The 13,483-nt window shown below is 72.8% G+C and carries 14 protein-coding genes and 1 riboswitch; of the genes, 4 read left to right on the plus strand and 10 right to left on the minus strand.

Features of this window, described 5'->3' with window-relative positions:
- Positions 1-6: 6 nt before the first annotated feature.
- Positions 7-753, plus strand: coding sequence for a TetR/AcrR family transcriptional regulator (locus IEZ05_RS06470; RefSeq protein WP_189229028.1), 747 nt, complete (start codon positions 7-9; stop codon positions 751-753).
- Here the strand turns inward: IEZ05_RS06470 and IEZ05_RS06475 are convergent.
- Positions 744-2,042 carry a metallophosphoesterase gene (locus tag IEZ05_RS06475; protein WP_189229029.1) on the minus strand — a complete coding sequence of 433 codons (1,299 nt, stop codon included), beginning with the start codon at positions 2,040-2,042 and terminating at the stop codon, positions 744-746. The two genes, IEZ05_RS06470 and IEZ05_RS06475, sit on opposite strands and share 10 nt — an antisense overlap.
- Positions 2,043-2,077: 35 nt before the next feature.
- Positions 2,078-2,317, minus strand: coding sequence for an SCO4848 family membrane protein (locus IEZ05_RS06480; protein WP_003974124.1), 240 nt, complete (start codon positions 2,315-2,317; stop codon positions 2,078-2,080).
- Between the two features lie 91 nt (positions 2,318-2,408).
- Between IEZ05_RS06480 and IEZ05_RS06485 the strand changes: the two genes are divergently transcribed.
- On the plus strand, positions 2,409-3,695 hold the full coding sequence (locus IEZ05_RS06485; RefSeq protein ID WP_373298729.1) for a D-alanyl-D-alanine carboxypeptidase family protein: 1,287 nt from the start codon (positions 2,409-2,411) through the stop codon (positions 3,693-3,695).
- Here IEZ05_RS06485 and IEZ05_RS06490 read toward each other — a convergent pair.
- The 4 genes from IEZ05_RS06490 to IEZ05_RS06505 are packed head-to-tail and all read right to left on the minus strand — an operon-like array spanning position 3,643 to position 6,456.
- Positions 3,643-4,551, minus strand: coding sequence for a YihY/virulence factor BrkB family protein (locus IEZ05_RS06490; RefSeq protein WP_229869584.1), 909 nt, complete (start codon positions 4,549-4,551; stop codon positions 3,643-3,645). The two genes, IEZ05_RS06485 and IEZ05_RS06490, sit on opposite strands and share 53 nt — an antisense overlap.
- Complete coding sequence (locus tag IEZ05_RS06495; RefSeq protein ID WP_189229032.1) at positions 4,539-5,009, minus strand: GtrA family protein; 471 nt, start codon at positions 5,007-5,009, stop codon at positions 4,539-4,541. Before IEZ05_RS06495 ends, IEZ05_RS06490 begins: the two co-directional genes overlap by 13 nt.
- Positions 5,003-5,953 (minus strand): decaprenyl-phosphate phosphoribosyltransferase, encoded by a 951-nt coding sequence (locus IEZ05_RS06500; RefSeq protein WP_189229033.1) that lies wholly within the window; start codon positions 5,951-5,953, stop codon positions 5,003-5,005. Before IEZ05_RS06500 ends, IEZ05_RS06495 begins: the two co-directional genes overlap by 7 nt.
- Positions 5,950-6,456, minus strand: a complete 507-nt coding sequence (locus IEZ05_RS06505) for a phosphatase PAP2 family protein (RefSeq protein ID WP_189229034.1) — start codon at positions 6,454-6,456, stop codon at positions 5,950-5,952. The genes IEZ05_RS06500 and IEZ05_RS06505 overlap by 4 nt, the downstream gene beginning before the upstream one ends.
- Before the next feature lie 133 nt (positions 6,457-6,589).
- Between IEZ05_RS06505 and IEZ05_RS06510 the strand changes: the two genes are divergently transcribed.
- Positions 6,590-7,957: an FAD-binding protein gene (locus IEZ05_RS06510; protein ID WP_189229035.1), complete on the plus strand. Its 1,368-nt coding sequence runs from the start codon at positions 6,590-6,592 to the stop codon at positions 7,955-7,957.
- A 17-nt stretch (positions 7,958-7,974) separates the two neighbouring features.
- Entirely contained in the window at positions 7,975-8,730 is a 756-nt protein-coding gene (locus IEZ05_RS06515; protein WP_189229036.1) for a decaprenylphospho-beta-D-erythro-pentofuranosid-2-ulose 2-reductase, read from the plus strand.
- A gap of 10 nt (positions 8,731-8,740) precedes the next feature.
- Here IEZ05_RS06515 and IEZ05_RS06520 read toward each other — a convergent pair whose 3' ends face one another.
- From IEZ05_RS06520 to IEZ05_RS06535, 4 genes are all read right to left on the minus strand, one after another.
- Complete coding sequence (locus tag IEZ05_RS06520) at positions 8,741-9,319, minus strand: 2'-5' RNA ligase family protein (protein ID WP_189229037.1); 579 nt, start codon at positions 9,317-9,319, stop codon at positions 8,741-8,743.
- A gap of 174 nt (positions 9,320-9,493) precedes the next feature.
- Entirely contained in the window at positions 9,494-10,507 is a 1,014-nt protein-coding gene (gene trpS, locus IEZ05_RS06525) for a tryptophan--tRNA ligase (protein ID WP_189229038.1), read from the minus strand.
- A 101-nt stretch (positions 10,508-10,608) separates the two neighbouring features.
- Complete coding sequence (locus tag IEZ05_RS06530; RefSeq protein WP_189229039.1) at positions 10,609-12,060, minus strand: glycine hydroxymethyltransferase; 1,452 nt, start codon at positions 12,058-12,060, stop codon at positions 10,609-10,611.
- Between the two features lie 29 nt (positions 12,061-12,089).
- A riboswitch (ZMP/ZTP riboswitch) is annotated at positions 12,090-12,176 on the minus strand.
- 120 nt (positions 12,177-12,296) lie between these two features.
- Positions 12,297-13,481: a glutathionylspermidine synthase family protein gene (locus tag IEZ05_RS06535; RefSeq protein ID WP_189229040.1), complete on the minus strand. Its 1,185-nt coding sequence runs from the start codon at positions 13,479-13,481 to the stop codon at positions 12,297-12,299.
- Positions 13,482-13,483: the final 2 nt, after the last annotated feature.

Raw genomic sequence — 13,483 nt, forward strand, 5'->3', positions numbered from 1 at the left:
CTTCCTGTGCCTGCAAAGAACGACGGCCCCGACGACGGTGCCTCCCTCAGCAAGTCCGAGCAGACTCGCGCGCTGATCCTGGAGACGGCCATGCGGCTGTTCCAGGAACGCGGCTACGACCGGACGACCATGCGGGCCATCGCCCAGGAGGCCGGCGTCTCCGTCGGCAACGCCTACTACTACTTCGCGGGCAAGGAGCACCTGATCCAGGGCTTCTACGACCGGATCGCCGCCGAGCACCAGGCGGCGGTCCGTGAGGTCCTGGCGCGGGAGACCGACCTGGAGGCGCGGCTCGCGGGCGTGCTGAAGGTGTGGCTGGACATCGCGACGCCGTACCACGAGTTCGCGGTGCAGTTCTTCAAGAACGCCGCCGACCCGGACAGCCCGCTCAGCCCCTTCTCCCCGGAGTCGGAACACGCGCGCGTGGAGGCGATCAGCGTCCACCGCGCGGTGCTGGCCGGCGCGAAGACCAAGGTGCCCGAGGAGCTGCGGGACATCCTCCCCGAGCTGATGTGGCTCTCCCAGATGGGGCTGGTCCTGTACTGGGTCTTCGACCGCACCCCGGGGCGCGAGCGCAGCTACCGGCTCGCCGAGCGCGGCGCCCGGCTCACCGCGCGGGGTGTGGCGCTGGCCCGGTTCCGGGTGCTGCGCCCGCTGGTGCGCGAGGTGCACGAGCTGTTCACGGACTTCCTGCCCGGCATGACCAGCGCGCTGCCCGACCCGGCGGCCAGGAAGACCACCGGTCAGGCCTGACGGGACGCCAGCTCGATCACCGTGATGTCCGACGGCGCCCCCACCCGGGTGGGCGGGCCCCAGGCGCCCGCGCCCCGGCTGACGTACAGCTGGGTGTCGCCGTAGCGCTCCAGGCCCGCCAGCGTCGGGTTGGCGGCGCCGGCGATGAGGTTGCCGGGCCAGAGCTGGCCGCCGTGGGTGTGGCCGGAGAGCTGAAGGTCGACGCCGTGGTCGACGGCGTCGTGGATCTGCACGGGCTGGTGGGCGAGCAGCACGCAGGCGCGGGCCCGGTCGCGGTCGCCGAGGGCGCGGGCGTAGTCGGGGCCCTGGCCCTCGTCCTCGCCCGCCACGTCGTTGACGCCGGCCAGGTCGAAGTGGGGCAGCTCGGTGCGGGCGTTCTCCAGCGGGATCAGGCCCAGGCGCCGTACCTCGGCGACCCACTGTTCGGCGCCGGAGAAGTACTCGTGGTTGCCGGTGACGAAGTACGCGCCGTGCCGCGCCCGCAGCTGCGCGAGCGGGGCCGCCGCCGGGCCGAGGTCCTTCACGCTGCCGTCCACCAGGTCGCCGACGACGGCGACGAGGTCGGGCTGCGTGGAGTTGATCGTGTCGACGACCGTCTGCGCGAAGCCCCGGCCGAGCACCGGGCCGAGGTGGATGTCGCTGACCACGGCGATGCGGAAGCCGTGCGCGGCGCGCGGCAGCTTGGCCAGCGGCACGGTGACCCGCTTGACCCTCGGGCCGCGCAGCACGCCGTACGTGCCGTACCCGACCGTCCCGACGGCCGCCGCGGCAGCGGCACCGGCGACGACGCGGGAGACGAACAGACGGCGCGAGGGGACGGCGAGGGGGCTCGCGGGCGTGGCGCCGGACGCGGCGGACGGCTCGGGGCCGGCGGGGGGTGTCCTGGGCGGCGCGGTCCCCGCCGGTATCCGCTCCGGGTCCGCGGCCGGAGCCCGCAGCTCACCCGGGTCCGCCGGCCGCGCGGCCGCCCGCCGCTCCAGGAAGCGGCGCAGCAGCGGCCGTACGGCCTCGCCCGCCAGCACCGCCAGCAGCAGGTAGACCGACAGGGCCAGCCACAGGAAGCCGGGCCAGGCCAGGACGCGCTGGAGCCAGAAGGGGGCGCCCGTGCGCTCGGCGACCAGGGCGCCGACGGCCAGCGCCCAGCCGCCGGCGATCACCACGGTGCCGATGCGGCGCGCGGTGCCGGGCCCGCGGGTCGTGTCGCGGAACAGGCGCCGCCACACGTACCAGTTGGCCGTCACCAGGACGCCCACCACGGCCAGTGCGACGAGCGCGAAGACGACCACCATGCCGTCGGATCCCCTCAGTTGTGACGTCCGTGACGTTATGACGTTCGGCGCAGTGCGCGCACTCCGCGCAACCCGATGACCCCGACGACCGTCCCCAATACGAAGGAGACGATCGCGAGCAGCAGGTGCACCCAGAAGTACGCCGTGGGGTCGCCGTCCTCGAAGGCCAGCCCGCTGCCGTCCTTGACCAGGTTTTTGACGAAAGTGATCCAGATGATCCAGCTCCACACCCCGAAGGCGAGCAGGAACCAGGAGACGGGGCGGCTGAGCTTCATGTCCTCAGTATCTCCGCCGCCTGTCCGGTTCCGTGTCCGGGGTGGGGAGGTGGCTGGGCCCGTGCCGCGTCCGGGCGGTACGTTCTCGCTCGTGCCCGCACCCAAGAAGACCGTCCGGCGATCCCTGCTGGTCACCTCCGCCGCCCTGACCGCCCTGTCCCTCACGCCGGCCGCGTACGCGGCGCCCGGCCCGTCGACGAGCCCCTCGGCGAGCCCGACGGCCACACCTCCGGCGACGATGTCGTCCGTGGGCGGCACGCGGCTCGGGCAGCCCGGGACGCAGGTCGACCTCGCGGGCGGGGCCCCGGTCCTGCCCAAAGACCTCACCGCCCGCTCCTGGATCGTGGCCGACGCCGAGTCCGGCGACGTGCTCGCCGCGCACAACGCGCACTGGCGGCTGGCCCCGGCGAGCACCCTGAAGATGCTGTTCGCCGACACGCTGCTGCCGAAGTGGCCGAAGACCACGCGGCACAAGGTGGCGGTGTCCGACCTCGCGGGCGTCGGCGCCGGGTCCAGCCTGGTCGGCATCAAGGAGGAGGAGACGTACACCGTCCACGACCTGTGGCTCGGCGTCTTCCTGCGCTCCGGGAACGACGCCGTGCACGTACTGTCGGCGATGAACGGCGGCGTCGACAAGACCGTGGCGGACATGAACGCGCACGCCGAGGAGCTGCAGGCCCTCGACACCACCGTGGTCAGCCCCGACGGCTACGACGCGCCCCGCCAGGTCTCCTCCGCGTACGACCTGACGCTGTTCGCCCGCTCGGGGCTGCAGAAGAAGGACTTCCGCGAGTACGCCTCGACGGTCCGCGCGAAGTTCCCGGGCAGGACGGCCAAGGACAAGAAGGGCAAGGTGTCCCGTGAGTCCTTCGAGATCCAGAACACCAACCGGCTGCTGGCCGGCGACTCCGACATAGGGGTCTACCCCGGCATCGCCGGCGTGAAGAACGGCAACACCACCAACGCGGGCGCCACCTTCACCGGTGTCGCCGAGCGCGGCGGCAGGGTGCTGCTCGTCACCGTGATGAACCCGGCGAAGAGCGAGCACAACGAGGTCTACAAGGAGACCGCCCGGCTGTTCGACTGGGGTTTCCAGGCGGCCGGCAAGGTGAAGCCGGTGGGTGAGCTGGTGCCGCCGAGGAGCGCGGTGCAGGCGAGTCCGGGACCCGAGGCCTCGGGTCAGGCCGGGGGCGGCAGCGGGAAGGCCGCCGTGGGGACGAAGCCGGTGGCGGGCGCCCCGGCCGTGGACGGCTCCACCGGCGTCGGGATGGCGGCTGGCATCGCCGCCGGGGTGCTGGTGCTGCTCGCGGGCGGCGCGTTCCTGGTCAACCGTCGCTGGCCGCTGCCGGAGCTGGTGCGTCGCCGGTCCCGTCCGTGAGTTCCTCGGCCTTGCTGCCCGTGGCCGTCCAGGCGGCGCAGAACAGCACCAGCTTCGAGGTGAAGTTGATCCACAGCAGCAGGGCGACGGGGACGCCGAAGGCGCCGTACATGCTCTTCGTGGCCACGCCCTGCATGTAGCCGCTCAGCAGCAGCTTGAGCAGTTCGAAGCCGACCGCGCCGATCAGGGCGGCCACCAGCAGGCGGCGGCGGGACGGCTGGACGCCGGGGAGCAGGGTCAGTACGTACAGCAACAGGAGGAAGTCGGCGAGGACGGCGACGAGGAAGGCGGCGATGTAGAGCAGGACGCCGCCGAAGCCGCCCTCGGCGATGCCCAGCTGGCGGATGATCCAGCCGACGAGCGCCGAGGCGACGGTGGAGATGCCGACGGTGACCAGGAGGGCGCCGCCGAGGCCGACGAGGACGCCCGCGTCCTTGGCCCGGTGCAGGAGCGGGTTCTCCTCCTCGTCCGGCACCTCCCAGACGGCACGCAGACAGCCCCGGGTGGCGTCGACCCAGCCGATGCCGGTGAAGAGCAGCAGGAGGCCGGCGATGAGGCCGACGGTGCCGGCGTTGTCGACCAGGCCCTGGATGTTCAGCTGGTCGGAGATGCCCGGCACCTGCTCGGCGATCTTGTCCTGGAGCTTGTCCTGCTGCTCCTTGCTGAGCGTGGCGGCGGCGACGGCGGCGGCGAGGCTGAGCAGCGGGAAGAGCGCGACGAAGCTGGTGAACGTCATCGCGGCGGCCAGCCGCGTCCACTTGACCCGGTCCAGCCGCTCGTACGACCGCCACGCGTGCGTGGTCGTCAGCCGTGCGATCCACGGCCCCACCACGGGGAGCTTCTTCAGCCAGTCCATGATCCGACTCTGCCCCCGGTTGTCCCGGTCCATGATCCCGGCCGGCGGCCGGTCGTCTCCCCGGAGCGGAAGACCAGTGTCCTTGTGCCCCAAAAACGCAGGATGGTGGCCAGTGCCATGCCGATTCCCGCGCCCGAGACGGTGTCGGCGCGCTGCGAGGTGAGGCCGAGGCCGTAGTGGCTGACGGCCAGGCACAGCAGCTGCACGGCGGCACCGGCGGCGTTCACCGCGAAGAACACGGCGTACGGGCGCAGGCCCCGCGGGCGGGTGTGCCGGTAGGTGCCCAGCGCGTTGCCCGCGTAGGCCACGGAGCAGCCGGCGACGAAGGACAGGGCCTTGGCGGTGAGCGGGCCGAGTCCGGCGGGGCCGCGCAGCACGGTGAAGAGACCGAGGTCGACGGCGTAGGCGAGCAGTCCGGCGGTGGCGAAGCCCAGCAGTTCGCGCCGGCCGGCTACCAATTGGCCACCGCCAGGCCGTACATCGCCACCCACACCACGCCGATCAGCGCGAGGGCCCGGTCGCGCAGGACGACGTCCTCGGGTTCGCCCGCGGTGCCGCGGTCGGCGAAGACGGCGTAGCGCAGCACGGCGAGGATGAAGGCGACCATGGACAGCTGGCGCCAGGGCAGCACGCTGGTGTGCGGGACGCCGCCCTCCTCCATGGCCCACAGGCAGTAGCCGAGGACGGCGACACCGGCCGCGAGCTGCCAGACGAAGCGGAGGTAGCCGGTGGTGTACTCGGTGAGCAGGGCGCGGGTGGCGCCCGCCTTGCCGGCCATCTGCACGGCCTCGCTGTAGCGCTTGGCGGAGACCATGAACAGGGCACCGAAGCCGGTGGTGATGAGGAACCAGCGCGACAACGGGATGCCCAGCGCCAGCCCGCCGATCATGGCGCGCATCAGGAAGCCGGTGGTGACGACGGCGAGGTCGACGACCAGGACGTGCTTGAGGCTGACGCAGTACGCCACCTGCATCGCGAGGTAGGCGATCAGCAGGGCCACGACGGGCGGCGGGCACAGCCAGGCCGCGACGAGCGGCGCGAGGACGCCCAGGGTGGCCCCGACGGCGTAGGCGGCCGGGACCGGGACCTGTCCGGCGGCGACCGGGCGGTGGCGTTTGACCGGGTGGGCGCGGTCGGCCTCGGCGTCGCGGGCGTCGTTGACGAGGTAGACGGCGGCGGCGCAGGCGGTGAACAGGACGAAGACGAGGGCGAGCTGTGCCAGGGCGTGCCGGGAGAACAGCTCGCCGGCGGCGGCGGGGGCGGCGACGACCAGGACGTTCTTGATCCACTGGCGGGGGCGCGCGGTCCTCAGCAGGCCGCCCGCGAGGCCGCCGCGGCGGGGCGGTGCGGGCTGCGGGGGCTGCTCGGGGGCGCGCTGCCGCAGGACGGCCGTGTCGGTCATGGGGTCCCTCCCCACATCCAGTCGGCGCCGAGCCGGGCGGTGAGCGCGCCCAGCGCGGCGCCCGCCGCCACGTCGGACGGGTAGTGGACGCCGACGACCAGCCGGGACACGCACACGGCGGCGGCCAGCGGCCAGGCCGCGCGCACGCCGAGCGCGCCGAAGACGACGGCGGCGGCCGCGGCGGAGGTGGCGTGGGAGCTGGGGAAGGAGTGCCGGCCCGCGGTGCGCACCAGGGGCTGGACGTGCGGGGGGCGGGGGCGGCGCACGACCCGCTTCACCCCCATGCTGGCCAGGTGCGCGCCCGCGGTGAGCGCGGTGCCCCGCAGCCAGGCCGCCCGTCGCGGGCCGTCCACCGCGGCCGAGGCGAGGCCCGCGGCGAGCCACAGGGCTCCGTGCTCCCCGGCCCAGGACAGGGCGCGCGCGGCAGCGGCCACGCGCGGGTCCGTGCCGCAGGCTCTGAGCGCCGTCACGATCCGGTGGTCCATGTCGTCGAGGTCGTCCATGGGGACTCACTGTTCACGCCGACGGCGCGGTAAGTCCGGCATTATCGGGCGACATACCATTAATCACCCGTTTCGGGGAGGGACGGAATGTTCCGGAACTGATCGCCCGTCCAAGGGGGATACGGTCACCGGCATGTCTGCCGACACCGTTCCCGTCGACGAGTGGGGCCCCGTCACCGGCTGGGGCCGCACCGCGCCCACCGCGGCCCGTCTGATCCGTCCGCGGACGTACGAGGAGGCCGCGGCGGCCGTCCGGAACTGCGGGGCCCGCGGCGGCATCCCGAGGGGGCTGGGCCGGGCGTACGGCGACGCGGCGCAGAACGCGGGCGGTGCCGTGCTCGACATGACGGGCCTGGACCGGATCCACGCCATCGACGTCGACGGCGGCACCGTGCTGTGCGACGCGGGCGTCTCCCTGCACCGGCTGATGGAGGTCCTGCTGCCCCTCGGCTGGTTCGTCCCGGTCACGCCCGGCACCCGCTATGTGACGGTCGGCGGGGCGATCGGCGCCGACATCCACGGCAAGAACCACCACGTGTCCGGCTCCTTCGCCCGGCACGTGCTGTCCGTGGAGCTGCTCACCGCCGACGGCGGGGTCCGCACCGTGGACCGGGGCACGCCGCTGTTCGACGCCACCGCCGGCGGCATGGGTCTGACCGGGGTGATCCTCACCGCGACCGTGCGGCTCCAGCCGGTCGAGACCGCGCTGATGTCGGTCGACACCGAGCGCGCCGCCGACCTCGACGACCTGATGGACCGCCTGACGGCCACCGACCACCGCTACCGCTACTCGGTCGCCTGGATCGACCTCCTCGCGCGCGGGGCGGCGACCGGCCGGGCGGTGCTCACCCGCGGCGATCACGCCCCGCTGGACGCGCTGCCCGCCCGGGCCCGCCGCGAGCCGCTGGTCTTCCGCACCTCGCGCCTGCCGGCCGCCCCCGGTTTCCTGCCGGAGGGGCTGCTCAGCCGGACGAGCGTGGGCCTGTTCAACGAGCTCTGGTACCGCAAGGCCCCCCGTGCGCGCCGCGGGCAGCTCCAGCGGATCTCCACCTTCTTCCACCCCCTGGACGGGGTGCCCCACTGGAACCGGATCTACGGCCGCGGCGGCTTCGTGCAGTACCAGTTCGTCGTCGGTCACGGCCGGGAGGAGACCCTGCGCCGGATCGTGCGGCGCATCTCCGCGCACCGCTGCCCGTCCTTCCTGGCCGTCCTCAAACGCTTCGGGGAGGCCGACCCGGGCTGGCTGTCGTTCCCGGTGCCCGGCTGGACCCTGGCGCTGGACGTCCCGGCCGGGCTGCCGGGGCTCGGTGCCTTCCTCGACGAGCTCGACGAGGAGGTCGCCGCGGCCGGTGGCCGGGTCTACCTCGCCAAGGACTCCCGGCTGCGGCCCGAGCTGCTCGCCGCGATGTACCCGCGCCTGGACGACTTCCGCGCACTGCGTGCGGAGCTGGACCCGCGCGGGGTGTTCATGTCCGACCTGTCCCGGCGCCTCGCCCTGTGACCCCCTCTGGAGCTGTCGTGAAGGACGCCTTCGGCCTCCCCCAGTCCCTTCTCGTCCTCGGCGGCACGTCCGAGATCGCGCTGGCCACCGCGCGCCGGCTGGTCGCCCGCCGCACCCGCACCGTGTGGCTGGCCGGCCGCCCCTCCCCCGCGCTGGACGCGGCGGCCGGGCAGCTGCGCGGGCTGGGCGCCGAGGTGCGCACCGTCGCCTTCGACGCGCTGGATCCCGAGTCCCACGAGGAGGCGCTGGGCAAGGTGTTCGCCGAGGGCGACATCGACCTGGTGCTGCTCGCGTTCGGCATCCTCGGCGACCAGGCGCACGACGAGCGCGAGCCGCTGAACGCCGTGCGGGTCGCGCAGACCAACTACACCGGCGCGGTCTCGGCCGGTCTGGTGAGCGCCCGCGCGCTGCAGGCGCAGGGGCACGGCTCGCTGGTGGTGCTGTCGTCCGTGGCCGGGGAGCGGGCCCGCCGGGCCAACTTCATCTACGGCTCCAGCAAGGCCGGCCTGGACGCCTTCGCGCAGGGCCTCGGCGACGCGCTGCACGGCACGGGCGTGCACGTCATGGTCGTACGCCCCGGGTTCGTGCGGTCGCGGATGACCGCCGGTCTGGAGGAGGCGCCGCTCGCCACGACGCCCGAGGCGGTCGCGTCGGCCATCGAGCTGGGACTGCGGCGCCGCTCGGAGACGGTGTGGGTGCCGGGCGCACTGCGGGTGGTGATGTCGGCGCTGCGGCACCTGCCGCGGGGGGTGTTCCGGCGGCTGCCGGTGTAGGGGCCGTGCGCTAGCGGGTCGGCAGGGAGCCGGTCTCCACGCGCCCGGCCTGCGGAGGCACGACCGCGCTGCCGAAGGGGAACTCGCGCAGCTTGCGCCACACCCCGTCGGCGCCCTGCTCGTAGAGCGCGAAGCCGGTGCACGGCCACTGGGCCTCGTAGTCGGCCAGCTCCTCGTAGGCACGGTCCATCGCGGCCTCGTCGATGCCGTGCGCGACCGTGACGTGCGGGTGGTACGGGAACTGCAGTTCGCGCGGGACGGGCCCGGAGGAGTCGCGGACCCGCTTCTGGAGCCAGGAGCAGGCCGCGGCGCCCTCGACGACCTGGACGTAGACCACGGGCGACAGCGGGCGGAAGGTCCCGGTGCCGGACAGCCGCATCGGGAAGGGCCGGCCGCGGGCCGCCACCTCCGCCAGATGCGACTCGACGGCGGGCAGCACCGCGCCGTCGATCTCGGTCGGCGGCAGCAGGGTGACGTGCGTGGGGATGCCGTGTGCCGCGGCGTCGCCGAAGCCCGCGCGCAGCTGCTGAAGCCGGCTGCCGTGAGGCTCCGGGACCGCGATCGACACGCCGATCGTTACGGTCCCCACGTCGTCTCCCTGTCGTTCTGTCGGTGCCGCCCGCCCACCGGCGTGCGGCGGTGGCCGCCGATGCGGCCACCCGGATATCGACTGTACGGCCACGACCCCGTCCCGGGCAGGCGCAACCGGAGTGATGTGCAGCGCTACGGCGGCTGTGCCGGGCGCTCGGCGCGGTACCGCCGGTCAGTGCTTCGCGGGCAGGAAGCCCATGCCGTCGTAAGCCCGGGCGAGGGTCTCGGCGGCGACGGTGCGCGCCTTCTCCGCACCCTTGGCCAGCACCGCGTCGAGGGTCTCCGGGTCGTCCAGGTACTGCTGGGTGCGCTCCCGGAAGGGCGACACGAACTCGACCATGATCTCGGCGAGGTCCGTCTTCAGGGCGCCGTAGCCCTTGCCCTCGTACTGCTGCTCCAACTCGGGGACCGTCGCGCCGGTGAGCGTGGAGTAGATCGTCAGCAGGTTGCTGACGCCGGGCTTGTGCTCGCGGTCGAAGCGGATCACCGTGTCGGTGTCCGTGACCGCGCTCTTGACCTTCTTCGCGGTGGCCTTCGGCTCGTCGAGCAGGTTGATCAGGCCCTTCGGGGTGGCCGCCGACTTGCTCATCTTGGCGGTCGGGTCCTGAAGGTCGTAGATCTTCGCCGTCTCCTTGAGGATGTAGGCGCTCGGCATGGTGAAGGTGTCGCCGTAGGTCTGGTTGAACCGGTCGGCGAGGTCGCGGGTCAGCTCGAGGTGCTGACGCTGGTCCTCGCCCACGGGGACCTGGTCGGCCTGGTAGAGCAGGATGTCGGCGACCATCAGCATCGGGTACGTGAACAGGCCGACGGTGGTGCGGTCGCTGCCCTGCTTGGCGGACTTGTCCTTGAACTGGGTCATCCGGGAGGCCTCGCCGAAACCGGTGATGCAGTTCATCAGCCAGCCGAGCTGGGCGTGCTCGGGCACGTGGCTCTGCACGAACAGCGTGCAGTGCTCCGGGTCGAGTCCGGCCGCGAGGAGCTGGGCGACGGCGACGCGGGTGTTCTCCCGGAGCACCTTCGGGTCCTGCGGGACCGTGATCGCGTGCAGGTCGACGACCATGTAGAACGCGTCGTGGGTGTTCTGCATGTCGACCCACTGGCGGACGGCGCCGAGGTAGTTGCCGAGGTGGAACGAGCCGGAGGTCGGCTGGATACCGGAGAGCACGCGGGGACGTTCAGAGGCCATGTCCGTCATTCTCTCAGAGCCGGGAGGGTGGCTCCCGGGGTGGGGAACTGCGGGCCGTCCGTGGCCGAGCGCGCAGTTCCCCGCGCCCCTTTCGGGGCGTGTCAGCCCAGGTCGATCTCCGGGTAGAGCGGGAAGCCCGCCACCAGGTCCGTCGCGCGGCGGGAGATCTCGTCGGAGACCTTCTCGTCCAGGACGTGGGACGCCTTGGAGGGGGCGCCCGACTTGGTGGTGCCCGGCTCGGCGGCCGTCAGGACGCGGTCGATGAGGCCCGCGACCTCGTCCATCTCGGCGGTGCCGAGGCCCCGCGTGGTCAGCGCCGGGGTGCCGATGCGGATGCCGGAGGTGTACCAGGCGCCGTTCGGGTCGGCCGGGATGGCGTTGCGGTTGGTGACGATGCCGGAGTCCAGCAGGGCCTGCTCGGCCTGGCGGCCGGTGAGGCCGTAGGAGGACGCGACGTCGATCAGGTTCAGGTGGTTGTCCGTGCCGCCCGTCACCAGGGTGGCGCCGCGGCGCATCAGGCCCTCGGCGAGGGCGCGGGAGTTGTCGACGATGCGCTGGGCGTAGTCCTGGAACGCGGGCTGCCGGGCCTCGGCGAGGGCGACGGCCTTGGCGGCCATGACGTGCGGGAGCGGGCCGCCGAGGACCATCGGGCAGCCGCGGTCGACCTGGTCCTTGAGGGAGTCGTCGCACAGCACCATGCCGCCGCGCGGGCCGCGCAGCGACTTGTGGGTGGTCGTCGTGACGATCTGGGCGTGCGGGACCGGGTCGAAGTCGCCGGTGAGGACCTTGCCCGCGACCAGGCCGGCGAAGTGCGCCATGTCGACCATGAGGGTCGCGCCGACCTCGTCGGCGATCTCGCGCATGATGCGGAAGTTCACCAGGCGGGGGTACGCGGAGTAGCCGGCGACGAGGATCAGCGGCTTGAACTCGCGGGCCTGGGCCCGCAGGGCCTCGTAGTCGATGAGGCCGGTCGCGGGGTCCGTGCCGTAGGACCGCTGGTCGAACATCTTGCCGGAGATGTTCGGGCGGAAGCCGTGGGTGAGGTGGCCGCCCGCGTCGAGGGACATGCCGAGCATGCGCTGGTTGCCGAAGGCCTGGCGCAGCTCGGCCCAGTCGGCCTCGGAGAGGTCGTTGATCTGGCGGACGCCGGTCTTCTGGAGGAACGGCGCCTCCACGCGGTCGGCGAGCACGGCCCAGAAGGCGACCAGGTTGGCGTCGATGCCGGAGTGCGGCTGGACGTAGGCGTGGCGGGCGCCGAAGAGCTCGCGCGCGTGCTCGGCGGCCAGGGACTCGACGGTGTCGACGTTGCGGCAGCCGGCGTAGAAGCGGCGGCCGACGGTGCCCTCGGCGTACTTGTCGCTGAACCAGTTGCCCATGGTCAGCAGGGTGGCCGGGGAGGCGTAGTTCTCGGAGGCGATCAGCTTGAGCATCTCGCGCTGGTCGGCGACCTCCTGGCCGATGGCGTCCGCTACGCGGGGTTCCACCGTGCGGATGACGTCGAGCGCGGCTCGGTAGGCGACGGACTCGGGGGTGAGCTGCTGCTCGGCAGACATGGGGACCTCCGGACGTAGTGGTCGGCGTTCGGGTCGGCCCAGGCGCACGGCTCTCGTTGCTCGGGCCGCTCCCCGATGGTTGGTCCCATCCCAGCGCGCCAGTCACGGCCCACGGTCAGCGTACCCGGGCCCGCGGAGGGGTGCGGGAGGTGTCCGGGATGCGGGAGCGCCTGCGCGGCGGAGCCGCATATGTCACGGCCCTGCGCCCCTTAAGGGGCGCTCACCCCGAGGTCCCTTCAAAGGATCACGTGGGGCAGGAACCTCGCGTACTCGTCCGTGATCAGGCCCGAGGACTCCCTGATGCCCAGGCCCGCCGACTCGTTCTCGACGACCCACGCGCCCAGGACGACGTGGTTGCCGTCGAAGGTGGGCAGGGGGGCCAGCTGCTGGTAGCAGCAGGGTTCGTCGCGGGGCGTCGGGTCGGTGCCGGGGGCGTGGATCGTGACGCCGGCACCCTCGCGGCCGAGGAGGGGCTTGGCGACCCAGCCCGTGCCGCCGGCCAGCTCGCGCGGGCCGTCCAGATAGGCCGGGAGGAGGTTCGGGTGGCCGGGGTACAGCTCCCACAGGATCGCCAGCAGGGCCTTGTTGCTGAGCAGCATCTTCCAGGCGGGCTCGATCCACAGGGTGGTGCCGGTGCCGCCGCCGTTGTCCAGGGTGTCCAGGACGTGGCCGGCGAAGCGGTCGGTGGTGAGCCACTCCCACGGGTAGAGCTTGAAGATGCTGCGGATGAAGCGGAGCTTGTTGTCGACGAAGCGGCCGGAGAGGCGGTCCCAGCCGATCTCCTCCATGGAGATCCAGTCGGTGGCCAGGCCGGCCTGCTCGGCGGTCTCCTTGAGGTAGGCGACCGTCATCAGGTCCTCGCCGAGCTCGTCGTCCGAGGAGTGCGCGAAGTACAGGGGACTGCCCGGCGGAAGGAGGGCGGCCTGCTTCTTCCAGGCGTCGACGAGGCGCTCGTGGAGCGAGTTCCACTGGTCGGCGCCGGGGAAGCGCTCCTCCATCCAGAACCACTGCGGGGAGGCCGCCTCGACCAGTGAGGTCGGGGTGTCGGCGTTGTACTCCAGAAGCTTGGCCGGGCCCGTTCCGTCGTAGCGAAGGTCGAAGCGGGCGTACACGGAGGGGAGTTCGGCGCGCCGCCGCCAGGCCTCGGTGACCGCGTGGACGACGCGCGGGTCGGTGATGCCGAGGTCGGTGAAGCGGCCGGCGGTCACGATATGCTCGGCCGCCGCCAGGCACATGCGGTGCAGTTCCTCGACGACCTCCTCCAGCGCCTCGACCTCGTCCAGGGGGAAGACGTAGTAGGCGCTCTCGTCCCAGTAGGGGCGCAGGGAGCCGTCGGGGTAGCGGGTGAGGGGGTAGATGAGCCCCTGTTCCTCGACGGTCTGCTGCCAGCCGGGGCGGGGGGCGACGGTGCGGCGTTCCACGG

This window comes from Streptomyces flaveolus (genome assembly GCF_014648815.1).
Lineage (GTDB): Bacteria > Actinomycetota > Actinomycetes > Streptomycetales > Streptomycetaceae > Streptomyces > Streptomyces flaveolus.

What these genes read in the sequence shown, in the direction of transcription:
- IEZ05_RS06500 (WP_189229033.1), bottom strand. Translation starts at nt 5,953, where the DNA reads ATGACCGACACGGCCGTCCTGCGGCAGCGCGCCCCCGAGCAGCCCCCG.
- IEZ05_RS06490 (WP_229869584.1), bottom strand. Translation starts at nt 4,551, where the DNA reads ATGGACTGGCTGAAGAAGCTCCCCGTGGTGGGGCCGTGGATCGCACGG.
- trpS (WP_189229038.1), bottom strand. Translation starts at nt 10,507, where the DNA reads ATGGCCTCTGAACGTCCCCGCGTGCTCTCCGGTATCCAGCCGACCTCC.
- IEZ05_RS06475 (WP_189229029.1), bottom strand. Translation starts at nt 2,042, where the DNA reads ATGGTGGTCGTCTTCGCGCTCGTCGCACTGGCCGTGGTGGGCGTCCTG.
- IEZ05_RS06530 (WP_189229039.1), bottom strand. Translation starts at nt 12,060, where the DNA reads ATGTCTGCCGAGCAGCAGCTCACCCCCGAGTCCGTCGCCTACCGAGCC.
- IEZ05_RS06480 (WP_003974124.1), bottom strand. Translation starts at nt 2,317, where the DNA reads ATGAAGCTCAGCCGCCCCGTCTCCTGGTTCCTGCTCGCCTTCGGGGTG.
- IEZ05_RS06510 (WP_189229035.1), top strand. Translation starts at nt 6,590, where the DNA reads ATGTCTGCCGACACCGTTCCCGTCGACGAGTGGGGCCCCGTCACCGGC.
- IEZ05_RS06505 (WP_189229034.1), bottom strand. Translation starts at nt 6,456, where the DNA reads ATGGACGACCTCGACGACATGGACCACCGGATCGTGACGGCGCTCAGA.